Annotated in this window: 24 protein-coding genes; 6 read left to right on the plus strand and 18 right to left on the minus strand. The window is 56.9% G+C overall.

All coding sequences use genetic code 11. The annotated features are described in order from the left end of the window. Nucleotides 1-9: 9 nt before the first annotated feature. From ACK2JC_RS04525 to ACK2JC_RS04535, 3 genes are all read right to left on the minus strand, one after another. Nucleotides 10-1,035 (minus strand): ABC transporter permease, encoded by a 1,026-nt coding sequence (locus tag ACK2JC_RS04525; protein ID WP_092361683.1) that lies wholly within the window; start codon nt 1,033-1,035, stop codon nt 10-12. Then, entirely contained in the window at nt 1,017-2,561 is a 1,545-nt protein-coding gene (locus tag ACK2JC_RS04530) for an ABC transporter ATP-binding protein (protein ID WP_368274876.1), read from the minus strand. Before ACK2JC_RS04530 ends, ACK2JC_RS04525 begins: the two co-directional genes overlap by 19 nt. Nucleotides 2,562-2,682: 121 nt before the next feature. Further along, complete coding sequence (locus tag ACK2JC_RS04535) at nt 2,683-3,771, minus strand: BMP family protein (protein ID WP_118755017.1); 1,089 nt, start codon at nt 3,769-3,771, stop codon at nt 2,683-2,685. Nucleotides 3,772-3,941: 170 nt separating this feature from the next. Here ACK2JC_RS04535 and ACK2JC_RS04540 point away from each other — a divergent pair, with 170 nt between their 5' ends. Then, the gene (locus ACK2JC_RS04540) at nt 3,942-4,562 is read left to right on the plus strand and encodes a helix-turn-helix domain-containing protein (protein WP_320936110.1); all 621 of its coding nucleotides are present in this window, start codon (nt 3,942-3,944) and stop codon (nt 4,560-4,562) included. A gap of 130 nt (nt 4,563-4,692) precedes the next feature. Here the strand turns inward: ACK2JC_RS04540 and deoC (ACK2JC_RS04545) are convergent, their stop codons facing one another. The 9 genes from deoC (ACK2JC_RS04545) to ACK2JC_RS04585 all read right to left on the minus strand — a co-directional run bounded on the left by deoC (ACK2JC_RS04545) (nt 4,693) and on the right by ACK2JC_RS04585 (nt 12,810). Further along, nucleotides 4,693-5,358, minus strand: coding sequence for a deoxyribose-phosphate aldolase (deoC, locus tag ACK2JC_RS04545; protein WP_092361687.1), 666 nt, complete (start codon nt 5,356-5,358; stop codon nt 4,693-4,695). Continuing rightward, nucleotides 5,355-6,062: an HAD-IB family phosphatase gene (locus tag ACK2JC_RS04550; RefSeq protein WP_320936111.1), complete on the minus strand. Its 708-nt coding sequence runs from the start codon at nt 6,060-6,062 to the stop codon at nt 5,355-5,357. Before ACK2JC_RS04550 ends, deoC (ACK2JC_RS04545) begins: the two co-directional genes overlap by 4 nt. 3 nt (nt 6,063-6,065) lie before the next feature. Beyond that, entirely contained in the window at nt 6,066-6,464 is a 399-nt protein-coding gene (gene rbsD / locus ACK2JC_RS04555; protein ID WP_107434397.1) for a D-ribose pyranase, read from the minus strand. A 113-nt stretch (nt 6,465-6,577) separates the two neighbouring features. Beyond that, complete coding sequence (locus ACK2JC_RS04560; protein WP_320936112.1) at nt 6,578-7,957, minus strand: ABC transporter substrate-binding protein; 1,380 nt, start codon at nt 7,955-7,957, stop codon at nt 6,578-6,580. A 35-nt stretch (nt 7,958-7,992) separates the two neighbouring features. Continuing rightward, complete coding sequence (locus ACK2JC_RS04565; RefSeq protein ID WP_007710380.1) at nt 7,993-8,826, minus strand: carbohydrate ABC transporter permease; 834 nt, start codon at nt 8,824-8,826, stop codon at nt 7,993-7,995. Nucleotides 8,827-8,840: 14 nt separating this feature from the next. After that, nucleotides 8,841-9,755 carry a carbohydrate ABC transporter permease gene (locus ACK2JC_RS04570; RefSeq protein ID WP_092361696.1) on the minus strand — a complete coding sequence of 305 codons (915 nt, stop codon included), beginning with the start codon at nt 9,753-9,755 and terminating at the stop codon, nt 8,841-8,843. 4 nt (nt 9,756-9,759) lie between these two features. Then, nucleotides 9,760-10,812: an ABC transporter ATP-binding protein gene (locus tag ACK2JC_RS04575; protein WP_092361698.1), complete on the minus strand. Its 1,053-nt coding sequence runs from the start codon at nt 10,810-10,812 to the stop codon at nt 9,760-9,762. Between the two features lie 46 nt (nt 10,813-10,858). Further along, nucleotides 10,859-11,779, minus strand: a complete 921-nt coding sequence (locus ACK2JC_RS04580) for a ribokinase (protein ID WP_092361956.1) — start codon at nt 11,777-11,779, stop codon at nt 10,859-10,861. Nucleotides 11,780-11,811: 32 nt separating this feature from the next. Then, a complete protein-coding gene (locus tag ACK2JC_RS04585; protein WP_411338457.1) occupies nt 11,812-12,810 on the minus strand; it encodes a LacI family DNA-binding transcriptional regulator in 999 nt (332 codons plus the stop codon). A gap of 442 nt (nt 12,811-13,252) precedes the next feature. Between ACK2JC_RS04585 and ACK2JC_RS04590 the strand changes: the two genes are divergently transcribed. From ACK2JC_RS04590 to ACK2JC_RS04610, 5 genes are all read left to right on the plus strand, one after another. Next, nucleotides 13,253-14,542 (plus strand): alkaline phosphatase family protein, encoded by a 1,290-nt coding sequence (locus ACK2JC_RS04590; protein ID WP_092361702.1) that lies wholly within the window; start codon nt 13,253-13,255, stop codon nt 14,540-14,542. A 4-nt stretch (nt 14,543-14,546) separates the two neighbouring features. After that, nucleotides 14,547-14,912, plus strand: a complete 366-nt coding sequence (locus ACK2JC_RS04595; protein ID WP_007710370.1) for an L-rhamnose mutarotase — start codon at nt 14,547-14,549, stop codon at nt 14,910-14,912. A 12-nt stretch (nt 14,913-14,924) separates the two neighbouring features. After that, nucleotides 14,925-15,665 (plus strand): deoxyribose-phosphate aldolase, encoded by a 741-nt coding sequence (deoC, locus tag ACK2JC_RS04600; RefSeq protein ID WP_107434402.1) that lies wholly within the window; start codon nt 14,925-14,927, stop codon nt 15,663-15,665. Nucleotides 15,666-15,846: 181 nt separating this feature from the next. Further along, entirely contained in the window at nt 15,847-16,737 is an 891-nt protein-coding gene (locus tag ACK2JC_RS04605) for a DUF6709 family protein (RefSeq protein WP_368271512.1), read from the plus strand. A 39-nt stretch (nt 16,738-16,776) separates the two neighbouring features. Next, nucleotides 16,777-16,905: a hypothetical protein gene (locus ACK2JC_RS04610; RefSeq protein WP_368271513.1), complete on the plus strand. Its 129-nt coding sequence runs from the start codon at nt 16,777-16,779 to the stop codon at nt 16,903-16,905. Between the two features lie 77 nt (nt 16,906-16,982). Here ACK2JC_RS04610 and ACK2JC_RS04615 read toward each other — a convergent pair whose 3' ends face one another. The 6 genes from ACK2JC_RS04615 to glgX form a co-directional block, all read right to left on the minus strand. Then, the gene (locus ACK2JC_RS04615) at nt 16,983-18,260 is read right to left on the minus strand and encodes a CapA family protein (RefSeq protein ID WP_320936113.1); all 1,278 of its coding nucleotides are present in this window, start codon (nt 18,258-18,260) and stop codon (nt 16,983-16,985) included. Nucleotides 18,261-18,533: 273 nt separating this feature from the next. Then, on the minus strand, nt 18,534-19,391 hold the full coding sequence (locus tag ACK2JC_RS04620) for a DegV family protein (RefSeq protein WP_107434404.1): 858 nt from the start codon (nt 19,389-19,391) through the stop codon (nt 18,534-18,536). A 158-nt stretch (nt 19,392-19,549) separates the two neighbouring features. Next, on the minus strand, nt 19,550-19,771 hold the full coding sequence (locus ACK2JC_RS04625; protein WP_024736858.1) for an HPr family phosphocarrier protein: 222 nt from the start codon (nt 19,769-19,771) through the stop codon (nt 19,550-19,552). Between the two features lie 197 nt (nt 19,772-19,968). Further along, nucleotides 19,969-20,343, minus strand: coding sequence for an Hpt domain-containing protein (locus ACK2JC_RS04630; RefSeq protein ID WP_092361714.1), 375 nt, complete (start codon nt 20,341-20,343; stop codon nt 19,969-19,971). A 47-nt stretch (nt 20,344-20,390) separates the two neighbouring features. After that, nucleotides 20,391-22,400 carry a molecular chaperone HtpG gene (gene htpG / locus ACK2JC_RS04635; RefSeq protein ID WP_320936114.1) on the minus strand — a complete coding sequence of 670 codons (2,010 nt, stop codon included), beginning with the start codon at nt 22,398-22,400 and terminating at the stop codon, nt 20,391-20,393. Between the two features lie 156 nt (nt 22,401-22,556). Further along, on the minus strand, nt 22,557-24,668 hold the full coding sequence (gene glgX / locus ACK2JC_RS04640; RefSeq protein ID WP_320936122.1) for a glycogen debranching protein GlgX: 2,112 nt from the start codon (nt 24,666-24,668) through the stop codon (nt 22,557-22,559). Between the last annotated feature and the right edge of the window lie 21 nt (nt 24,669-24,689).

Below are 24,689 nucleotides of genomic sequence, written 5' to 3' on the forward strand. Positions count from 1 at the left end.
CCGCCTCCTTTACGCCTTCGCCGTCTTTTTGTACAGCGCGTTAAACATGGATTTCCCCAGAATCAGCAGCACGACCAGGCCGGTCAGGATGTTGACGATGGCCGATGGGATGCCCAACTGGCGCTGCATGGAATTGGCGCCGATCTGCATGGCCGCAAACCCCACCGCCGCTACCAGCACGCCCGCCGGATGGTTGGAGGCCATAAGGGCCACCAGCACCGCCGTGTAGCCGCAGTCGGAGGAGATGCCCTCCAGCAGCTTCTTCTGTACGCCCAGCACTTCGATCACCCCGGCCAGTCCGGCCAGCCCGCCGCTCAAAAACGCTGAGAAAACAATATTCTTCATCACTGAAATTCCATTGCATTTGGCCGCCCTTCGGTTAAAGCCCACCACCTTAAGCTCATACCCGAAGGTGGTCTTTTCCAGCAGAAACCACACCGCAAGCACCGCCGCCAGCGCGATGAAGATTCCAGCGTTCAGGCGGGTGGGCGGCATCAGCAGCTTAAAGGCCGCGCCTGCCTCGATCCTGGCGGACTGGGGAACGCTGCCGGCCGGGTCCATCAGAAAGGTGCGCACCGCCAGCCCGGTGAAATTCAGCGCGATGTAGTTGAGCATGATGGTGACAATAATCTCGGAAATTCCGAATCTGGCCTTCATCACAGCCGCCACCAGCGCCCAAAGCCCACCGGCCGCAAAGCCCAAAAGCAGGGCAAGAACCATCCGTGCCGGGCCCGGGACCTGTGGAAAGCTGAGGGCGATCCAGGCGGCCGTCACGGCCCCCATGTAAAACTGCCCTTCCGCCCCGATATTGAAAAATCCCGTCTTAAAAGCCACCGCGCAGCCTAACCCCGTCAGGATCAGGGGCGCAGCTTTGATAAAAATTTCGCAGAAACCGCTTAAATTTCCAAATATCCCCTGAAAAAACATCTGATAAGCCGCAGCCGGGCTTACGCCGCACACCAGCATAAGGCCGGTACAGGCGGCCACCGCGATCAACGCGGTCATAAAAACCGTGGTCAGCTGTTGTTTTCGCATAAGGCATCATCCTCCTTTCCCGTGATTCCACCCATGAGAAGGCCGATTTTGTGGGGCGTCGCCTCGCTTCCCGGCAGGATTCCCGCGATTCTTCCGCCGAACATCACGGCCACGCGGTCGCTTAAGGACAAAATCTCCTCCAGATCCGCCGAGATCAGGATCACGCTCTTGCCAAGGTCGCGCTGCCGGATCAAAAGCTCCCGGACAAACTCCGTGGCGCCGATGTCCAGGCCCCTGGTGGGCTGGCTGGCGATGATCAGGCGGGAGCGGTCCGTGATCTCCCGGGCCAGGATCACCTTCTGTTGGTTTCCGCCGGACATCAGGCGCACCTGGGTGTCCTTCCCGGACCTGCCCGAGGTTTTGATGCGGTAGTCAGAGATGGCCCGGTTTGCCGCCTCAGCGGCCGCCCGACGGTTCAGCACCCGGAAACGGGAAAAGGGCTGCTGCCGGTATTCCCGCAGAATCAGGTTGTCCCCCACCGTCATTGGCAGCACCAGCCCGTCCGCGTGGCGGTCGTCGGAGATATAGGAGATCCCCATGGCAAACCGCTTCTGAACGCTCAGGCGGCCGATCTCCCTTCCCTCGAAGGTGATGCTGCCCTCCCGGAGCTTCCTCACCCCGGCGATGATCTCCGCCAGTTCCTTCTGGCCGTTTCCGTCCACCCCGGCGATCCCCAGAATTCCCCCCTCCCGCACCGCCAGACAGACGTCGGAGAGCAGGGAGGCCTTTTTGTTCCGGTGGATGGACACGTGGGACAGCACAAGGCGCTCCTCTCCCGGTTCCCGCCCGCCGCTTCCGGCGCTTTCCTTCAGCTCCCGGCCGATCATGGCCTGGGAAAGCTCCTCCGGGTTGGTGTGGGCCGTCACCAGGCTGCCCACCCGTTTTCCGTCCCGCAGGATGGTCACCCGGTCGCTGATGCTCATGATCTCGCTCATGCGGTGGGTGATAATGATGATGGCGTAGCCCTCCTCCTTCAGCCTGCGCAGCACGCCGAAGAAATGTTCCGTCTCCCCCGGCGTCAGAACCCCTGTTGGCTCATCCAGGATCAAAAGCTCCACGTCCCGGTACAGGGCTTTCAGGATCTCCACCCTCTGCTGCTGCCCCACCGACAGGCTGTAAACCGCGGCGTCCGGGTCCACCTCCAGGCCGTAGCGGGCGGCCAAATCCAGGATTTTTTCCCGAGCCGCGGTCCGGTTCAGAAACAGGCCCCCGGCTTCCAGTCCCAGGATAATATTGTCCATAACCGTCATTTTCTTTACCAGGGAGAAATGCTGGTGTACCATGCCGATTCCCTGGGCAATGGCGGCTCCCGGCGACTCAAAGCGGACGCTTTGGCCCTTCCAGAGGATTTCCCCCTCATCCGCCTGGTAAATGCCGAACAGAATATTCATCAATGTGGTCTTGCCTGCCCCATTTTCACCCAGCAGGGCGTGGATCTCCCCCTTCTCCACCGAGAGGTCCACCGCCTCGTTGGCATAAACTCCGGCAAAGGCTTTGCTAATGTGCTTCATCTCCAGTATTGCCATGAACTGTTCTCCCTTCCTGGTCCCTCAAAGGATTCTGCGTTCGGATATGGAGACAGGGACGATATTCTGGTTTTACCGTCCCTGTCTCCTGCTTCGGATCTGTTGTCCGGGAAAGACCCGGTTAGTTGCGGGCGGTGGTATCGCAGGGAACCACAAATTCTCCGGAAATGATAGCGGCCTTGCGGTCCTCGATCAGCTTTTTCACGTCCTCCGGGATCGCGCTTTCCAGATCGTGATAGGGCGCCAGCTCCACGATGCCTTCCGCCATACCCAGCTGCTTCACCGCACCCTCGAACCTGCCGTCCATAATGTCGGACACCGCAGTCTTGATCAGCTGGGGCACATTGTAGATGGCGGAGGTCAGAACCGCCTTAGGGGCCAGATCGTACTGATCGTAGGAGTCGCCGGTGGCGTAAATGCCCGCGTCCGTGGCGGCGTTGAGGGCGCCGGTTCCGCTCTCGTTGGCGCAGTGGCCCAGCACGTCCACGCCGTTTTCGATCATCGCGGTGGCCGCTTCCTTAGCCAGGGCGGTATCGGTGAAGGAACCGGTCCACGCGGTCTGAACCTCGATCTGGGGATTCACCTCTTTGGCTCCGTCCTCATAGGCGTTCATGATCTTTACCAGGGAAGCGCCCTGTACCGGGCCGATAAAGCCCAGCTTGCCGCTCTGGGACATGCTGGCCGCCAGCATCCCCTCCAGATATCCGGTCTCCTCGCACTTCATCACATAGGAAGCCACATTGGCGGCAGAAGCTTCGGCCTCGATGCAGATGAATTTCACGTCCGGGTACAGCTCCCCAACTTCCAGGGCCGGGTCGCCGAACTGGAATCCATGTCCGATGATCACGTCGTAGCCGTTGGCAGCGTAATCGGTGAAGGTCGCCACCATGTCCGCCGCGTCCAGATTCTCGGTGTAAGCCACCTCGCAGCCCAGATCCTGTTCCACCAGCTTCAGCCCGTCGTAGGCGGACTGGCACCAGCCCATGTCGTTGACCGCCCCGGTCACGCACAGCGCCACCTTTAATCCTCCGCCGGACGTCTCCCCGCCGGACGCCGCCTCTGTTTCGGCCCCGCCGTCCTCAGCCTTGCCGGCAGCCGTAGAATCTGCGGCCGACTGGTTTTTCTGGGCCTCCGCCGGTTTAGAACCGCAGCCAGCCAGCAGAGACGCCGCCATCGCCAGTCCCAGCAGCAAAACAACACTCTTTTTCATATCCTTGTCCTCCTTGGTAATGATGTTCATTTAAATGAATGTTCCTTTGTGTTCATTATAATGAACGCCCATGGATTTGTCAAACACATTTTCACCGGAATTCAAAATTGACAGATCGGCGCCGCTGTGGTTAAATACAAGTAGACTATAAAAAAGAAAGAAGCAAACCTATGTCATCACTGAATCTGCATAAAATCGGAGTGCTGCTGAAAAACCAGCGTTTAAGCCTGGGATACTCCATCCGTGACCTGTCGTCCTTAAGCGGCGTGGCGGCCGGCACCATCAGCCAGATTGAAACCGGAAAAACCTCCCCCAACCTGGTCAGCGTCCACGCGCTCTGCGAGACTCTGGGGTTTCCCATCTCGGCCCTTTTCGTGGAAGAAAATTCCGATCAGATCAAACTCGTTCGTAAAAATGAACGTTCTTCCTTCGTTCGCAACACCAGCAACGGCCGTGAGATTCTGGAAACCCTGATCACAAAGGGGGACTCCCAGATGTGGGGCGGCCACGTGGTCATGCCCGCGGAAACGGATTCCGGCGCCTTCTACTATCACGACGGCGAGGAACTGGTCTATATGCTGAGCGGAGTTTTAGTCTTTGAGCTGGAGGGGCACGCGCCCTACACGCTGCAGCCGGGAGACACCCTGTATTACCCCAATGAGATCGGACACCGCTGGGAGAACCAGACCGGCGAGGCGGCGGAATTTTTGATCATCTCCACCTCGGATTTTAAGAAGTTTGAGGAGAGCGCTGAGGGCGAGATCGACGTGAAGGACCCTGGCGCCGTCTAGGACCGGCGTGTAGGTCAATCCCCCCCGCGCCGGAAGAGAGCAACCGTCAGAGAAAAAGGCCCCCGGCCGCTGCCGCCTGCGTGTAAACGCGGCGTACCAAGCGGCCAGAGGCCTTTTATTAAATAACACCTTAATACCCGGAACTATTCTCCCCCTTAATCAACTGAATCGCCGAGCTGGTCCCCAGACGGTCCGCCCCCGCGTTTATGAAATCCTCCATATCGGCGATGCTGCGGATTCCGCCCGCCGCCTTCACCTTCACCTGGGGACCCACGTTGGCGCGAAGCAGCTTCACATCCTCCAGATTGGCCCCCGCGCTGCCGAAGCCGGTGGAGGTCTTGATGAAGTCAGCCCCCGCCTCCGTCACGCAGTGACAGAGTTCGATCTTCTCCTCCTCCGTCAGGTAACAGGTCTCAATGATCACCTTCAGCACGTGGTCTCCCACCGCCTTTTTTAAGGCGCGTATCTCCTCCGTAACCGCGTCGAACCGTCCGCCCTTGGCGTCCCCGATGTTGATCACCATATCGATCTCGCTGGCGCCGTCCTCCAGGGCCTTCTTCGCCTCCGCGACCTTCACCTCCGTCACCTGGTATCCCAGCGGGAAACCGATCACCGTGCAGATCGTCACCTGATCGCCGTAAGCTTCCCGAATCCGGCCGATGTAGCTGGGCGGAATACAGATTGTAGCCGTGTGGTAGGCGATGGCGTCCTCGCAGATCTGACGGATGTCCGCCCAGGTTGCATAGGGTTTCAACAGTGTGTGGTCCACTTTTGCCAACATCTCTTCATTACTCATATCGCTTCACATTCTCCTATCCAATTTTCCAGATTTTGTATTAACGTTTCTCCCTCAATCCCCCTTGGAATACTCCTTCCGCCGGGAACCCGGGCTAATGTCTCCGCCCGCCCTCCGACCACCAGGGCTGTTTTCGCCGCCAGAAGCAGGGGCAGGTCGGAGTCCGAATCACCGGCCGCCAACAGCGGAGGGCAGCCAAAACGCTCCGCCAGCTCCCGGACCTTGCGCTCCTTGTGGAAACCGCAGTTTTCCAGGGCGTTTCCGGTGAGCCGCCCGTCCCGCAGTTCCAGCCGGTGGCCGTAGGCCTCCCCGATTCCGTATTCCCCGAAATACGCTCCGATCATGTCCACCGGCGCGCCGGTAATCACAATGGGCCGTATCCCCCTGTCCTTCAACCAGCGAAACAACACCGGGGCAAAGGCCAGCTGCCGGGTGCGGTCATAGCGGTGGTACTCGCTTCGCAGCGCCACGTAGCGCTCCACCCGGGTCCCCCGGATGCCCTCCTCGTAGTTTTGGCAGCTCTCCCGCGCCAGCACGTCGTGGGAAATCCGTCCTTCCCGGTAATCCGCCACCAGCCGGTCGTGACGCTTCAGCACCCGGGCGGAGAGGATTTCCCCCCGTTCCCGCAAAAAACCGATCCACTCAAACAGCGTGTACCCCTCCCGCAGCGTGCCGTCCCAGTCGAACAGCGCGTAGCGCTCCATAGGCTAATACGCGCAGCCCGCCACCAGGATCACGCTGGGATAAGGCGTAAACTCTCCGGTACGGATGATGCCGCGGGCCTGCTTTGTCTGTTCCTTTAACTCCACGTGCGGCACGTATTCCACCGGAACTCCCTGGGGCAGCGTCTTTAAAATTTCCTCGTGCATGGCCGGGCTGACGGTCTTAAGCTCCTCCGCCAGAATGGCCTTCTCCACCACAATGTGTTCCAGAATCTCCGTGAGCACCGGAATGTAGCCGGGTTCATTTTCCTTCCAGGCCAGATCGATGCGCTCCACGCCCAGCGGCATGGGCAGCCCGGCATCGCTGACCACGATCGTGTCCTTGTGGCCGGTCTCCGCCAGCAGGCGGGCGATATTGGGGTTTAATATTCCTTTTTTCAGCATTTTGTCTCCTTTTCTCAAACAGGTGGGCCGCGGCAGCCCAATTTCATTCAAACTCGTCAAAAACAGCGGCAGCCGCTGTACAGCTGCCGCTTTGGCAATCAAATCTGCAATATTTACTGGTTCAGAAGAAGCTTGGCGCGGTTGGAAATATCCTTTACCGCAACCTCACCGGTGTAGGACGGATCCAGCAGAATCTGGCTGATGGCGTCGTTCAGAACATCGTAGTAATACTCGGTGTAGTAGGGGTGGTACGGACGCTCTTTCACACAGTTTAACATATCGCAGGGAACCTGGTAGGCCGGGTTCTTGGCGATGATCTCCTTAAACGCGGTGCTCTCTGCGGCCGCGGGGCTGGTGGGCAGATATCCGGTCAGGGAAGCGAACTTGCCCGCAACCTCCGGATCGCACAAGTATTTCACGAAATCCCAGGTCGCCGCGTTCTCCTCGTCGGAGAAGCCGTCAAACATCACGATGTTCGCGCCGCCGCTGCCAACGCCCTGCTCGGTATTGGCGGGAAGCATGGCAACGCCCAGTTCAAATTCAGTGCTCTCGGTCAGATAGTTGATGTCGCCGGAGGAGGAGTAGATGATGCCAACGGTTCCGCCGATGAAATCGTTTCTGCAGGAGTCAAAGCTGGTGTAGTCCTCGCCCGCCGGGGTTTTCATCAGGCCGTCGTTCATCATGCCCTTTAAGAAATCGATGGCCTCGATGCCCGCCTCGTTGTTGAAACCGATGTCCGTGCCGTCCTCATTTAAGGAGGTGCCGCCGCACTGGAACACCAGACTCTCCAGGAACATTCCGTCCGCCGGGATGGAGAAACCCCAGCGCTTGCCGTCGATGGATAGCTTCGTGGCCGCATCCTTTAACTCGGCCCATGTGGTGGGCGGAGCCTCGGGGTCAAGTCCCACTTCCTTGAACATATCCTTGTTGTAGTACATGATATAGGTGGAACGGTTAAATGGCAGGGAAGCCAGGGCGCCGCTCTCATCGTAGGAAAAGCTCATCAGGCCTTCGTAGAAGGAGCCCAGGTCTAATCCGTCCTTCTCAGCGAACGGTTTTAAATCCAGCACCTTTCCGGTGTTGAAGAAGGGTTTGATTCTGGAAACCTCCAGCTGGCATAAGTTGGGCTGGTTGCCCGCCGCCAGAGCGGTCTGGGCCTGGGCCGCAGTCTCGTTGTAGTCGCCCTGGTAGGATACGGTCACCCACACCTTGTCCTGGGAATTGTTGTAATCGCTGACAATCTTCTCGATGTTCTCCAGATGGGAGCCCTTTAACCCCTCCCAGAAGGACACCTGGATGCGGCCCTCGCCGCCCGCCGCGCCCGTATCCGCTGCCGCCGTGTCCCCCGCTGCCGCCTGGGTGGTCTCGCCTCCCGCCGGAGCCGGTGTGGGGGCCGCTGTCTCGGCCTTTCCGCCGCCGCAGCCAGCCAGCATCCCAGCGCACATGGCCGCCGTCATCATCATCGCCGCTGCCCTTAAAGTCCTCTTTTTCATTAGAAATCCTCCTCTTTTAAAATGATATATGAAACTTACTTAATTCCCGAGTAAACAAACGCCTTGCGGATCTTGCCGCTGGCAAAGCCGTAAACCACCAGAATCGGAAGCACCATCATCAGGTTGCCCGCCATCACGATGGGCCACTGGCTGGCTCCCTCGGAACCGGTCAGAAGCGTGACTCCGATGGGAAGCGTACGGTAGGTATTGTTGCTGGTCATGACCAACGGCCAGAAGTAGGAGTTCCAGGAAGAGATGAAACTCAGAAGGCCGATGGAGGAGATGGCCGTGCGGGCCATCGGAATCATGATCCGCACAATGATCTTCCACTCGCTGGCGTCGTCCAGCCTGGCGGCCTCGATGATCTCCTGCGGAATCTGCAGGAAATACTGCCGCAGCAGGAATATGCCGAAGGCATTTCCAATGAAGGGAATGATCATGGGGGCGTAGCTGTTTAACAGCCCCACTTTGTTGAACATCAGGTAGGACGGCGCGAAGGTGATCTGCTGCGGTAGCATGAAGCCCAGAAGGACAAACGCGAAGAACAGATTCTTGCACCGGAAATTGTATTTGGCAAAGCCGTAGGCCGCGGGCACCACCACGATAAACTGCAGCAGCACCACGCTCAGCGCGATGATCAGCGAGTTCTTGAAGAACAGGCCGAAGGGAATCTTTTCCATCACTGTGCTGAAGCTCTCAAAGGTGATCTGGCTGGGAATCAGCGTGGGCGGAAAGATCATGGATTCCTTCTGCGTCTTGAACGCCGTAATCACCATCCAGTAAAAGGGAAATACCATGATCACCACCAGAAGGCATTTCATGACCAGGTCGATCACCCGGGTGACGATATTTTTTGCCCCGTTATTCATAACTTAACCTCCCTCTATTGATAATGAACCCGTTTCTCCAGCACCTTGAAATACAGGAACGTGAGAACGCCCACCAGGATCAGAAGCAGCAGGCTGGCAGCGCTTCCGGTACCCAGCTTGCCGAACTTGTAGGTCTGCTCGTAAATGTAGTACACCAGCGTGTTGGTGGAGTTGAGCGGACCTCCGCCGGTAATCAGGTTCACCGCGTCAAATATCTGGAAGGATGAGATCGTCGCTGTGATGGACACGAAAAACAGCGTGGGCGAAATCATCGGCAGGGTGATTCTGAAAAATGTCTTGTAGGCCGGCGCGTCGTCGATGGAGGCCGCCTCGTAAATCTCCTGGGGCACGCCCTGGAGCGCCGCCATGATTAACAGGGTGTAATATCCGGCCTGTTTCCACACCATGACCAGAACCAGGGAAAACAGCGCGGTTTTCGGGCTGGTGAAGAACGGAAAGGCGTTCAGCCCGATGGCGGTGATGATGGAGTTCAAAAAGCCCACCTGGGAGTCGAACAGCCACAAAAACACCATGGACACGGATACCAGCGAGATGATGTGGGGCGTGAAAATAACCGCCTGCACAAACCCGTTAAATTTCTTGTGAAGCTTTCCGTTGAGCCACACGGCCAACAGCGTGGCCACCGCGATCGTCAGCACCACCACGATCACGCTGTAAAACACCGTGTTCATCAGCACCTTCAGGAAGCTGGGCGTGGAGAACAGATAGCGGAAATTGTTCATGCCCACGTACTTGCTGTCCGGCGAGATCAGGTTGCCGGAGTGGAAGGCCCAGTAAAGGGTGAAAATGATGGGGTAGACCGTAAACAGCGAGATCAGAAACACCGCCGGAGCGACCAGGGAAAACCCTTTGATATTGGCGAATTTCTGCTGGTTTGGGTCGTGGAACTTCTCCTTTGTCTTAGCCATCTGATCACCGCCCCTCTCTCACGCGTGCGCTGATCTCCTCCACCTGCCGCCTGACGGTCCCGTCAAGAGGCGCACGGTTGGACTCCGCGTCGAATATGTAAAGGTTGCTGTATTTCACATAGACCGTCACGTCCCGCTCCATCACGTCGTCCTGGGACTTTACGCTGATGGCGCCGAAATCGCAGGTCATGGAGTAAATGCACTCGGATCCCAGATTCTCCTTGGTCACCACATGCACGTTCATCCGGAAGGCCGGCTCCCCCTCGGGGCGTTCAAACAGCACGCGCTCCGGCCTGAAGCCCAGCTGGTAACCGTCCGCCAGGGCGTTCTGCAGAATATTCATGGGCGGGGTTCCGATGAACCGGGCCGTGTAAACGTTCTGCGGGTTCTGGTACATTTCCGTGGGAGCGCTGCGCTGCATGATGATGCCCTTGTCCATCAGGATAATGTTGTCGCCCATGGACATGGCCTCCACCTGGTCGTGGGTCACGTAGACAAAGGTGGTTTTGAGGCGCTCGTGCATCTGGATCAGCTCCACGCGCATCTGGGTCCTCAGCTTGGCGTCCAGGTTGGACAGCGGCTCGTCCATCAGAAATACCTTGGGCTTTTTCACCATGGCCCGGGCCAGCGCCACACGCTGTCTCTGGCCGCCGGAGAGCTTGGACGGCTTCCGGTCCAGATAGGGCGTCAGGCCCACGGTCTCGCTGATCTCCTCCACCAGCTTCCTGCGCTCCTCCTTGGGAATTTTCTTGTTTTCCAACCCGAACTCGATGTTCTGGCGGACCGTCATGGTCGGATACAGGGCGTAATTCTGGAATACCATGGCGATATCGCGTTTGCCGGGAGGCAGCACGCCGATGTCCGTATCGTCGATGAAAATGCGGCCCGAGCTGGGCGTTTCCAGACCGGCGATCATGCGCAGCGTGGTGGACTTTCCACAGCCCGACGGCCCTACCAGTACGGTGAAGGACCCGTCCTCGATCTCCAGGTTCAGATCGGGAATGATCACGTCTTTTCCGTAGGTTTTATTGATGTGTTCCAGTTTAATTGATCCCATGATTACCCCTCCGTTTTCTATCGCTTAAGCTACGGCCTCGTCCCGCTTACCTGCGGCCCTCCTCCGAATTTAAAAATGCATCGATTTCCTCTCTCGTCGGCATGGCCGGGGAGGTTCCGATTTTCCGCACGGCCAGGTTGCCCACCACGTTTCCGAACTCCACGGCCTCGAACACATCCCTGCCTTCACCCAAAGCCGCCAGGAATCCGCCGCAGAACGCGTCGCCCGCGCCGGTGGTGTCCACCGCTTTGGTGGAGGCGTAAACCGGCACCCTGCGGCTCTTAACGCCGTCGTTTACGTACACTCCGTCACCGCCCAATGTGATGACCACGTTCTGCACGCCCCGGTCAAAAAACCACCTGGCAGCCTCCTCGCAGCCCGCCTCCTTCACCGGAATCCCGGTGATCAGCTTGGCCTCCACCTCGTTGGGGATCACCGCGAACAGACCGTTAAACAGTTCTTCCGGAAGCCTGGCCGCGGGAGCCGGGTTCAGGATGACCTTCACGCCCTTTTCCCTTGCAAAGGCGATCACCCGCTCCAGCGCCCACTGGTTGATCTCCAGCTGAAGCAGCAGATAATCGCAGGCCTCAATCTCCGGGTACAGCCGCTCAAGGTCCGCCTGGTTAAAGTCGTCGCTGGCGCCCAGGAACACGGAAATCATGTTCTGCCCCGTGCTGTCGTCCACCATGATCAGTGCCGCTCCGGTTGGAACCGTCTCGCTGAAACAGACGTTGGACTGGTCCATCCCGTCCCGCTCCATCCAGTTTAAGGCCACCTGGGCGAATTCATCCCTGCCCAGCTTGATGGCGGCGCGCAGATCAGCGCCTGCCCGGCCCGCGGCCACCGCCTGGTTGAATCCCTTTCCTCCCGGTCCCATCTTAAAAAAACTGCTCTTTACCGTTTCCCCTTTTTCCGGGAAATGCGGGGACCTGGCCATCAGATCCACCACGAAGCTTCCCAACACCATCACTCTGCTCACGTTGTCTCTTCCTTTCTCTTCTATTCGTATACGCTCAATTTGGGCATCAAATCCATTCGGATTCCGGAGCGGATCACGCTGCTCTCCGGAAGCTTGGGCTTCTGCAGCAGAATCTCAGCCGCAGCCCGCCCCATCTCAACCGTGGGCCGGTCCACCGTGGCGATCTTTAAATCCATCACCTGGTCGATCAGATCCAGCTTGTCAAAGCCCGCCACCTGGATGTCCTTGCCGATCTTCACCTTGTGAGCGGCCAGGACCTTGACGCAGCCCATGGTCATCAGATTGTTGCAGCAGAACACCGCCTGGGGCAGCTCTCCCTGCAACATCATTTTCTCAGCCAGGGCGTATCCGCTCTCCAGGCTGAAATCCCCCTCGAAGAACAGCTTTTCATCCGGCGTCATTCCATATTTTTCCAGAGCGTTCTTGTACCCCTTAAGCCGCTCTCTGCCCGGCTTGGAGTACCTGGGGCCGCTGATAATGGCGATCCGCGAGTATCCCTTCTGGATTAAGTAGGACGTGATCTCAAAGGCGCCCTGGGTGTTATTGATGAACACGCCGTCAAACGCGGAGTTCTTCACGTCCCGGTCCACCAGGACCACGGGCACGTTTAAGTCCGTCAGCATCTTTTCGATCTCGTAACCGCCCTGTCCGCAGTCGGATATAGGGGTAATGATCAGGCCGCACAGCTTCATGCTCTGCATCAGGGCCAGCGCCCGCTTCTCCTGATTGAAATCCTCGCTGGTGTCCATGACCACCACTTCCTTGTGCATGGTCTCCGTCACCTCTTTGATCCCTTTGATCACTGCCCCGAAAAATGGATTGGACAGGTCCGGCACAATCACGCCCACAATGTTGTTGTTCAGCACGGTGTTCTTTTTCTTCTGAAAATATCCGCCTTCCTCAGCGGCCTGCATGACCTTCCGGTAGGTCTCCTCGTTCACATAACCGGTCCGGTTCATCACTCTGGAAATCGTTGTGATCGAAAATCCGGTTTTCTCTGAAATTTCTTTTAACGTCATTTCTGTCTTCCTTTCCTGTTAATGAACACAAAAGTTGTTATATGAGACAGGTATATCAAATCATTGCGTATTTGTACAGTCCTCTTTGTGAAAATTTTCATATATTTTTCCATGCTTTTTCGCTTGTGTTTTCATTATATTTTCTTATGTGAAATTTTTCAATACACAAAGTGCCTCATCTTTTTATTATTTTATAGATAAATATGCACAAGAAAATTTTCATATTATTCGTAAATTTGTTCAAAGTTTATCTGAATTGCAGTTTGTCCCCTTGAACTGCCGAATCCTTTGTGCTATACTCCACAGTAAGAACCGTGCAGAAATTTTTCACATGATTTTTTCTGAATTTCATCAATAATATGAAAAATATATGAAAATTAATGTGTGAATTTTCCGCAGGCAAACCAGAAGTTTATATTCTATATCAGAAAGGCGATGCATTATGGAAAAGAGAAAATTGATTGTAATCTCCATCGACTCAATGGTGACGGAGGATTTAGAGATCATCCGAAGGATGCCGCACATGGGGAAGCTGCTGGAACACTCCTCCATTATCAGGCGCAATCTCACCACCTACCCCAGCTACACCCACTCCATCCACACCTCCATCAGCACGGGCTGCTATCCCGGAACCCACGGCGTGATCGGCAACGAACATTTCGATCCCGGCAACATGGAACCCGAATGGTTTGAGAAGGCCACGGACGTGAAAGTGCCCACCCTGATCCAGGAAGCCAGAAAACACGGCTACACCGCGGCCGAGGTCTACTGGCCCCTGACCCTGGGGGACGACGCGGAGTGGAATATCCACCGGGCAGGCATCCACGTGATTCCGGAAAATGAGCAGGAGATCATCCGCCAGCGCTCCAAGCCGGGATTCTTTGACGAGGTTTATCCCTATATCAAGGACTCCTTCAAGCTACATAAATATTACAAAGGCGACGAGCTCTGCTTTGACACCGCCGAGTACCTGATCGGAAAATACCAGCCGGACGTGATGTACCTTCACCTGGTCTGCATCGATTACCTGCGGCACAACTACGGCGTGTTCAGCAAGGAGCTTTGGACCGGCTACGAGTATCTGGACAAGGGCTTCGCCCGCATCTTAAAGGCGTTAAAGGACCAGGGCCTGGAGAACCGCACCATCATCAACGTGACCAGCGACCACGGCCACCTGGACATCCGCAGAGTGTACTCTATCAACCGTTTCCTGCGGGACCACGGCTTTATCACCGTGGATGAAAACGGCCGGCTGGCGGACTGGACCGCGTACTTCCACACCTGCTCCCTGTCCGGCCATCTCTACATTAAGAACCACGACCCCGAGGTTGCAGGGAAGGTAATCTCCCTGTTAAAGGAGCACGCCGGGGAGCTGAACATTGAAACGTTCTACACCCGCGAGGAGGTGAAGGAGAAATACCATCTGGACGGCGATTTCGACTATGTGCTGGAATCCTTCGGCAACGCATCCTTCTCCTCGGATTTCAACGCCGAGCTGGTGCAGGACACCAACAACGCCAGCTACCGCTCCAGCATCGCCACCCACGGCCACGAGCCCTACAAGGGCGTGCAGCCCACCTATTTCCTCTACAACCCCTATTCCGGGCGCAAGGTGGACCTGCCCCAGGGCCGCATCATCGACCAGGCGCCCACATTGGCCCGCCTGCTTGGATTCGAGATGACCACCTGCGACGGATCACCGATCAAAGAACTGTTAGAAGAAGGAGAATAATACAATGGGAAAACGCTATGTGATGATCAATGAACTGAAACCGGAACACGTGCAGGACTACATCGACATGCACATGAACTGCCCCTCCAGCGAGATCTACAAGGGCCAGCTGGACGCGTTGAAGGAAGCCGGGGCCGAGGAGTGTATTGTGTACATGTGGAAAAATTACTCCATCCTCATCGTCAAGACCGACGACATCGATGCCTACATGAAGAAGCTGGGCGAAACCCACGCCAACCAGATCTGGGAGGAGAAGGCCACGCCCTGGTTCGCAAACGCCACCAAATTCGACGGCTCCTGCGAGATGGAATTCCTGCAGAAGGTATTCGACATGAAGCAGATGGCCGAGGGCGATTTCAACCCGTACTAAAGGAGGCGCGCTATGGGATTATCAAATGTAAAAATGTTTCATGACGGGGATTCCATCACCGTGAGGGAGATCGCGGGTACCATCGACCACTCCCTGCTGAGGCCGGACATCACCACCGCAGAGCTGGTGGAGGGCTGCGCCCTTGCAAAGGAATACCACTGCGTTTCCGTGTGCGTGCGCCCCTCGGACCTTCCCATCGTGGCCCGGGAGCTTAAGGACAGCGGCGTGCTGGTCACCACCGTGGCCGCCTTCCCCCACGGCACCGCCACCACGGAGTCCAAGGTTTTTGAGACCATTGACGCCATCGAAAAGGGCGCGGTGGAGGTGGACGTGGTAATGAACTACGCCAGATTTCTGTCCGGAGAGTTCGACTATGTACAGGATGAGCTGGCAAGGGTTGCGGCAGCCGCCCACGGGCGCGGCGCGCTGTTGAAGGTCATTTTCGAGAACCACTACCTGACCGGCGATCAGATTGCGCACGCCTGCCGCATCGCGGAGAAGGCGGGGGTGGATTTTGTGAAAACCTCCACCGGCTACGCGCCCTCCGGCTCTAAAATCGAGGACTTAAAGATCATGCGCGCGTCGGTCAGCCCGGACATCATGGTCAAATCCGCCGGCGGCGTGAAAACCCTGGACCAGGCGCTGGCGGTGCTGGCCACCGGCACCGTGCGGATCGGAACCCGTTCCACAAAGGCCATTCTGGAGGAAGCGGCCCAGAGGGAGCGGGAAGGGAAATTGTTCGTGAGATTCTAGCTGGGAAATGGATTCCCCCTGGACCGCTGTTTGCGCCTCGTTTCCGCCGGAATTTACCAGATAAGATGTTTGACAGAAGCCGGGGGATGTGGTTAAATACAGGTAGATGTTAAAATTTGGTGAAAACTGGCGGCTCGCGGCAGAGATTACCCCGCGGCTACCGGGGACGAGGGGGATCTGTATGTCAAAGTACAAAGGTTTAAAGTCAAGTTGGTTTTTAATTGTGCTCTTTTTGGGAATCGGAATATTTATGCTGGGCAACTCCGGTAAATCCCTGTTTACAAGGGCGTTCAGCCAGCCCATGACGCTGGACGAGCTGGACTACAGCGGGGAAATCGAGGGAACATACGTGCGCACCACGGTTTACGGGATTTACGGCGCTTACTCGGAGACCGTCTCCTCCAAGACGAACTCCGTCAAAGCCCGGGAATACGTGATCGACGCCGGAGATTACCACTACATCTCCCTGAAAGCCCGCAGCGGCGACTTAAAGAAGGCGGACGCGCTGATGGAAGCCTCCTTCGATTACCTGGACGGCAAGATCGACTCGGACGCGCTGGAGCCTTATCAGTTTGAGATCACCGGCACCATCCAGCCGCTGTCCAGCAAAAGCCTGCAGTATTACCACGAATTTTTTGACTGGTACCAGCTGGACGATGAGGTGAAGGAAAGCATTCTGCCCTACTATGTTGAGATCGGCGAGGTCGCCGGGATGGATAACGGCACCATGTGGGGTCTGTTCGCCATCGGCGTTGCGGCGACCGGCCTTGGAATGTTCTTTCTCTACAACAGCCTGACCGGCTATGAGCGGGCGGTCCGGAAGTTCTTAAAATCCGCGCCTGATTCCCGCTCCGAGGAGCGCGTGCGCGATTTCCTCTCCCACACCCAGGAGCTTCACGGCCTACAGATCGACCGGAACTTCCTGTTTATGCTGGTAGGCGGCGCAGGCTACTACCTGGATCTGCCGGATCACGTGGTGTGGATGTACAAGCGGATCACCAGCCACCGCTACAACGGAATTCCCACCGGAAAGACCTACGGCGTCAACATCGCCTTCGCAGACCACAAATAGCGGGAGATCACGGTCAAGAACGAACAGCAGGCCGACGAGGTGATCCAGGCATTAGCCAGCTACTGCCCCAGGGCCATCGCCGGGTACTCCAAGGATCTGGACAATCTGTACCAGAAAAATTATAACCAGTTTCTGGAACTGCGTTATAATCAGACCGGACAGAGCTGAATTGTTTTATGAGACGGTAAAAGCCTGGAAAGCAAAACGCTTTCCAGGCTTTTTGAATTTAAATGCAATGGGCCGCCTTACTGTGCGCTGATCCCCTGCTCCGTGACGGTAACGCCGTAGGAGATATCCGTCATATACTGGTAAAATTCCTGCTTTTTGGCCTCGTCCATCACCATCCGGGTGTAGCCCGCCGACGAGGTGGCGGGCACCAGGCGCAGGGTGGTGTTCTCGCCGTCCCAGTCCGCCTCCAGCAGGGCGGTTCTGGGAATACTGCTGCCGAACACCAGGTTGCCCAGGCTGTACACGATGGGTTTGCCCTTGTAATATTCCAGGCCCTGGAGCACGTGAGGATGGGCGCCGATCACCAGGTCCGCCCCCGCGTCAATGTACTGCTGCCCCAGGGAGCGCTGGTAGTCCTGGGGGCGCTCATCCCGCTCAATCCCCCAGTGCACATAGACGACCAGGTAATCGCAGCGCTCCCGGAGAGCCTTGATCTGTTCCACCAGAGCCGCAGGATCGTAGGTGGTCAGCATACCCGGTCTGGTGGACGAAGCGTTCCAGGAGCCCTCGGGGATCACCCGGGAAGCGCCCAGAAAGCCGATATTCCTGCCCTTGGCCGTGAGGATCACCGGCTCCTTGGCCTCATCCAGATTCCGCCCCGCGCCCACGTGGGGGATGCCCGCCCCGTCCAGGGTGTCCAGCGTGTCCACCAGCGCATCGGTGCCGAAATCCAGAGCGTGGTTGTTGGCCAGCGTCACAATGTCCACGCCCATTTCATTCAAAATGGATACCTTTTCCGGCGGCAGGCGGAAGGTGTACTGTTTGTCCGCCGCCGCTGTCCCCCGGCTGCTGAATGGGAATTCCTGGTTGACCATAAACAGATCGCTGCCCCCAATGACCTCCCGCAGCCCGTCGTCCAGCACGCCGGTGATATCCCCGGTCTTGCTGTAAGCGTTGAGCACATGGTCCGAAAACAGCACGTCTCCGCCGAACACCAGGCGCACGGTGTCATCCTCGGGTTCAGCCGTTTCGGACTCCGCCGCCTCTGCCGGATCCCCGTGTCCAAAGGAGCCGATGTCTCCGGTTTCATTCGCCCCGATGCCGTCCCCGTCAGCCGCTTTGTCCCCGCCTCCGCCAAAACCGGTATTCCCAAACGCCTCGTTCTCACCGCCGGGCGCTGCATTTGCGCCTTCCTGCCCGCCGCTTCCGGCCCTCCCGGCCTCCCCGGCAGCGGTTTGCGTCTCCACCGCCTGATAAGAATGTCCGGCGCTGTGCCACACCATATAACCGATCACGCCGGCAAGCGCGATCCCCAGCACTGCCGCCAGCGCGGCAGCCCATCCTGTCCTGTTCATCTGTCCACCTCTGTCACGTTCCTGTTCGTCTGAAAACAGCCGCCGCACCGGCTTTAACCGGCTCCGGCGGCCGCCCTGATATTCCCGCTCATTTCCCGTTCACAGACCATCCGGATACCAGGTCCTGCAAACAGTAAGCTAATCATACCATTAAAACGCCATTGTGCCAAGCCGCATATTATCCGCGGTTTGGCACAATTTTGATCTCTATCATTTGATTTACAACGCGCTCCAACGCAAACCGTCCGGCGCAAACCGCCGGATCTCCGGCCGTCAGACCGCCAGTACGATCCCTCCGTCCCCGGCGTACACCGTCGCAACGCCTGCGGTCTCGGTGATCACAATCTCTTTGAACTTCGCCCGCTTTGCCAGCTCCGCTTTCACGTAATCCGCCCGCTGGGCGTTGTTGCAGTGGGCGATCACAGCCACCTTATCCGCGCTGTCGCCCGCTTCCTGAACCGCGATATCGCACATCCGCTGCAGTCCCTTGTTGATCCCCCGGGCCTGGTCCAGCTTGATGATGGTACCCTTGTCCGCTCCCATCACAGGCTTGATGTTTAACGCCGTGGCAAAAAACGCCTGAAGGCCGGAAAGGCGGCCGTTCTTGCGCAGGGTGTCCAGCGTCTCCAATACGAAATACGTGTGCATCCGGTCCCGGAACTCCAGGGCCCGCTTCACCACCTCGTCGAACTCCAGCCCGGCCTCGCAGAGCCCCTGGATATAGAGGGCGATGTTCAGCTCCCCAGCGGACGCGGAAAGGGAATCGATCACCTCCACGCGCTTGTTGTCCGTGATCTGCTTCTCCGCACGCTCCTCCTCGAAGAGCCGCTTGGCCAGGACCGCCGAATTGTTGGAACCGCTTAAATGGCCGGACAGCGTGATGACGAACACCGCTTCCGCCTCCGCCTGCTCATAGGCTTCCTTGTAGGTCTCCGGCGACGGGCACGCCGTCTTGGGACACTCCGGACAGGCCTTTACCAGCCCCAGGAATTTTTTCTGGTCAAATGTCTCGTCATCCACTACCTGGGCGCTCCCCACCTGGAGTGTCAGCGGAACCATCTGAAAGCGGGAATCCCGCTTCATCTCCTCCGTCAGATCCAGGCAGCTGTCCCCGATGATTTTGTAGGTCATATTAAGCTTCCTCCAAACCCGAAGCATCCTTGTCTTCCGGCAAGGATCCCTCCACTTTTTTAACATGTCTGTATCACATGTAGTATTCATTACTACTTATTATATCATGATAGGTCCAGATGTCAAGCGGACCCTGGGTTGGATTTGGGTTTCTTTTCTCATGCTTTGGCTTTCAGCCGCTCCAGATCCTCCGGGTCCTGGGAGTGGACCACGGCTTTGGCGTGGCAGCCGCAGCCCATAGCCAGCACGCCCTGGATGGACTTTGCGTCCACCAGAATGTGGCCGAACTGCAGGTCAACGTCCGCCTCCACTGTATTTGCCCGGCGCACAAAATCCACCATCTCTTCCATATTTTTAAAATAAATTTCCAAATATTGCATCGCGTTCCTCCGCGTCCTCGTTTCCGGGATTCCCTATCAGTATATGCGGTTCCCTGTCCTTAAATGCAGGACGCGCGCCGGGGCAATTTCCCAATGCAGCCGCCGGCAGGCAGCGTTTCCGCCGCAATGTATCCAGACAACCTCCCCGGCTCACTGCATACAAAAATGCGGCGCCGCTTTCGCGGCACCGCACCTTATCATTCGTTCCAATTTTTCTCGATAATATCCACAATCTTCCCGTATTCCACCTTGCAGGCACTCACCTGTTCTTCGGAGGGTTCTTTGCCGGCGCGCAGCACCTCCACCATGGGGACCAGCACGGCCAGCAGGTTATTGATTCCCAGATTGCCCGCAACGCCCTTGAGCGTATGGGCCTGGCGGAACGCCTCCTCCGGATCGTGACCAGCGAGACTTTCCAGCATATCGGGGTAGGACCTGTCCTCAAGGAATTTTTTCATGAACTTCTTGTAGAGCGATGTCTTCCCCATAAACCGGTTCAACGCGCCATCCACATCGGCTCCGGCCGCATCCAGCGCCACCAGGAATTTATCGTTTTTGTACTCTTCTTTCATCCCCGTAAATCCTCCTACGTTATTCAGGGAACTGCAGCTTCAGGGGATTATTCCGCCTTCTCACCAGCCATGATCAGCATGATCTCATTGCTGCGGGCCACGAACTTTGTCATGCGCTCCGGCGACAGCGGGCCATGGCTTAAGCTGGCCAGATCGTAGAGCTGCTCACAGATCTTGTCCGTATTCTGGCTCTCCTTATTGTTCAGGACGTACTTGACCAGCGGATGGTTGGCGTTTAATACCAGCGTTTCCCCAGTGCCGCCGAACATCGACGGATCCATGCCGCCCATGTTGTACATCTTCATCATATCCTGCATCCGGCGGGTTTCCTCGCTGACCGTGATCATGGAGGCCACGCCCTCGTTCTTCATCTTCTCCACCTTGATGTCCAGCTTATCGTTGGACAGGGCTTTCTTGAACAGCTCGGTCAGTTCCTCGGAGCTCTTCTTGAACTCCTCGTCGTCCTCCTTCACTTCCTCCTTGAAAGCGGCGTTCAAGTCCGTATCGATGCGCAGGAACTTCACACCCTCGTGCTTCTGCTCCATGTGGCTGATAAAGGGGCTGTCGATGTTGTGGGGAAGCAGCACCGCGTCGATTCCCTCCTGGCGGAACAGGTTGATATACTGGCTCTGCTCCTTCTCGTTGGTCACGTAGAAAATCGTGTTCTCGTGCTTCTCCTTATTCTCCTCCAGGCAGTCCGTAAAGGTCAGATACTTGCCATCCAGATTCTTGAACAGGATATAATCTCCCATCTTCTCTGCAAATTTCTCATCCTTAATATACCCGAATTTGATGAAAGGTGCAATATCATCCCAATATTTTTCATAATTTTCACGGTCCGTCTTGCACATGCCGGACAGCTTGTCCGCCACCTTCTTGGTGATGTAGTCGGAAATCTTCTTCACAAAGCCGTCGTTCTGCAGCGCGCTTCTGGACACGTTAAGCGGCAGATCCGGGCAGTCGATCACACCCTTGAGCAGCATCAGGAACTCCGGAATCACCTCTTTGATGTTGTCCGCGATAAACACCTGATTGTTGTACAGCTTGATGGTGCCCTCCAGGCTGTCGTACTCCATGTTGATCTTTGGGAAATACAGGATGCCCTTTAAGTTGAAGGGATAGTCCATATTCAAATGGATCCAGAACAGGGGCTCCTTGTAATCCATAAACACCTTGCGGTAAAACGCCTTGTAATCCTCTGCGGTGCACTCGTTGGGGTGCTTGTTCCACAGCGGGCTCACGTCGTTTAACGCCACCGGGCGCTTTAAAATCTTGTACTTCTCCCGGGAGGGCTCCACCTCCACGGTCTCCTTGGTGCCGTCCTCATTCTCCTTTTCCTCGGTTTTGGCCGGCTCCACCACAGTCTCCACGATGGTGTCCTTGTCCGTCAGCTCGTCCTTCTCAATGGTCTCATACTGCGGCTCTGCGGTCTCGTTGTCCAGGAAAATCGGTACGGGCATGAACGCGCAATACTTGTCCAGAACTTCCCTGGCCCGGTACTCGTTGCAGAACTCGTGGCTGTCCTCATTCAGATACAGGGTGATGGTGGTTCCCACCTGCTCCTTGCCGCTCTCGGCCATCTCAAAGTTGATGCCGCCCTCGGACTCCCAGTGCACGGGCTTGGCGTCCTTCTGATAGGAAAGGGTATCGATGGTCACCTTGTCGGCCACCATAAACGCGGAGTAGAAGCCCAGGCCGAAATGACCGATAATCTGATCCTCGTTGGCTTTGTCCTTGTATTTTTCCAGGAAATCCTGGACGCCGGAAAATGCGATCTGGTTGATGTATTTGTCGATCTCGTCCTCGGTCATACCCAGGCCGTTGTCCGTGACCTTGATGGTCTTTTCATTGGGGTTGACGGAAACCTGAATCTTGTAATCCATATCCTCCGGTCTCTCGTACTCTCCGATCAGCTCCAGCTTTTTCAGCTTGGTAATTGCATCGCAGCCGTTGCTGACCAACTCGCGGTAGAAAATATCGTGGTCGGAATACAGCCACTTTTTGATCACCGGAAATATGTTCTCACTGGTAATGGATAAACTGCCTTTCTTAGCCATATCTTATACGCCTCTTTCTTTTCGTTCTTGTCAGAGATTCCACACCCGGAACCCTTTATTCTACATTTTAGTACCATCCAATGAAAAAGTCAACAAAAAATTAGCACTCAATCAAAATGAGTGCTAATAAATAAAATTCAACACCTTTTTCCGCTGTCACTGGTTGCCGTTCGCCGTGAACACGGCTACGGAACGGGGCCGCATCAGAAAGCCGGAGTCTACCCTGCTACGCTCTCCGCAGCGGTAGCAGAAACGGCTCTGCCCGTCCCCCGCGGTGTTCACAACCGCGTACCAGGCCAGATACCTGGGCAGCTCCGGCAGCTGAATGTTCACATCCTCCCAGTAGACGTTGACGGCCAGGTAAACCACGTCGTCTTGCCCCCGCTTCCGGTCATATCCGGCGTAGAGAATTCCCAGGGCGGCGGTGCCGTCGTCCACCCGGTTCCCGCCGCCGTTTCCGTACACGGTCAGGGCGGGCAGGCCGCAGACCGCGCCGGGCAGATCCCTCCGGATCGCCGGATGGCTCCTGCGGAAGCGGATCATAAAGCGGAAAAAGTCGAACAGGTCCTCATTTTCCTTGAGCAGATCCCAGTTGAGCCAGGAAATCTCGTTGTCCTGGCAGTAGGCGTTGTTGTTGCCAAGCTGCGTGTTACCGAACTCGTCCCCGGCAAAAAACATGGGCGTGCCGCGGCTGCACATCAGCACCGCGCAGGCGTTGCGCATCATGCGGAAACGCAGACCCAGCACCTCTTTGTCGTCCGTCGGCCCCTCTGCGCCGCAGTTCCAGCTGCGGTTGTCGTCCGTGCCGTCGGTATTCCCCCAGCCGTTCTCCTGGTTGTGCTTTTCGTTATAGGCGTACAGGTCGTAGAGGGTGAAGCCGTCGTGGCAGGTGATGAAATTCACCGAGGAATTGTAGCCCGCATAGTGGCCGTTGTAGAGGTCCCCGGAGCCGGTGATCCGCCTGGCTGCCTCCCGGGCCGCCCAGGTTCCGCCCTTTAAGAACTCCCGCAGGGTATCCCGGTATTTTCCGTTCCACTCGGCCCAGCGCTTCCAGGCCGGAAAGGTCCCCACCTGGTAGAGTCCGCCCGCATCCCAGGCCTCGGCGATCAGCTTTACATTTCCCAGAATGGGGTCAAAGGCCAGGCGCTGCAGCAGGGGCGGATTGTTCATAGGAGAGCCGTCCTCGTTCCGCCCCAGAATGCTGGCCAAATCAAACCGGAAGCCGTCCACCCGGTAGTCCACGGTCCAGTAGCGCAGGCATTCCACGATCATCTGCTGCACGATTGGGTGATTGCAGTTGAGCGTGTTGCCGCAGCCGCTGAAGTTGTAATAGTAGCCGTCAGGCGTCAGCATGTAGTAGATGTTATTGTCAAACCCCTTAAAGGAGATCACCGGCCCCTTTTCATTGCCCTCGGCGGTGTGGTTGAACACCACGTCCAGGATCACCTCGATGCCATTCTCGTGCAGGGTGCGGATGAGGTTCTTGAACTCCGTCCCCTCCCGGTTGTACTCCAGACCGGCGGTGTAGCTGGTGTTGGGCGCGAAAAATCCCACCGTATTGTACCCCCAGTAGTCCAGCAGCTTTTGGCCGTTCACCTCCCGACCGCCCATGGTCTCGTCGAACTCAAATACGGGCATCAGCTCCACCGCGTTGACCCCCAGACGTTTTAAATAGGGGATTTTTTCCAAAATCCCCTCGAAAGTACCGGGATGGACCACGCCGGAGGAGCTGTGGCGGGTAAAGCCCCGCACATGAAGCTCATAGATCACCAGGTCGCTCATCTCCCGGCTGGACTGCGGCATGTCTCCCCAGTCGAAATTGTTCTTCACCACCCTGGCCCGGTATGTACGGCCCGGCTCCTGTTTTTCACCCCAGACGCTCTGTCCGGTCACTGCCTTGGCGTAGGGGTCTAAGAGAATCTGCTCCCGGTCAAACAGCAGTCCCGCACCGGGATCATGGGGTCCATCCACCCGGTAAGCGTACTCGAACTCCCCGATGTCCAGGCCAAACACGATCATGGAATACACGTTACCGATCTTGTACTCCTCCGGGAACGGCAACACTGCGTAGGGCTCCCTGCCCTCACGCTTAAACAGCAGCAGCTCACAGCCGGTCCCGTAGTGGGTGTGCACCGTAAAATTCACCCCGTCCTGCAGCAGCGTGGCTCCGTTCATGTCGTACAGCCCCGGACGCACCGGAAATCCTGCGATTTCCCGCAGCGGCAGCAGGGAAACCGGGATACTCTCCGCTGATTCCTGATTGATCATCTTCACCGGCTGTCCCTCCCT

It is taken from the genome of Enterocloster lavalensis (assembly GCF_046603895.1).
GTDB classification, from domain to species: Bacteria; Bacillota; Clostridia; order Lachnospirales; family Lachnospiraceae; genus Enterocloster; species Enterocloster lavalensis.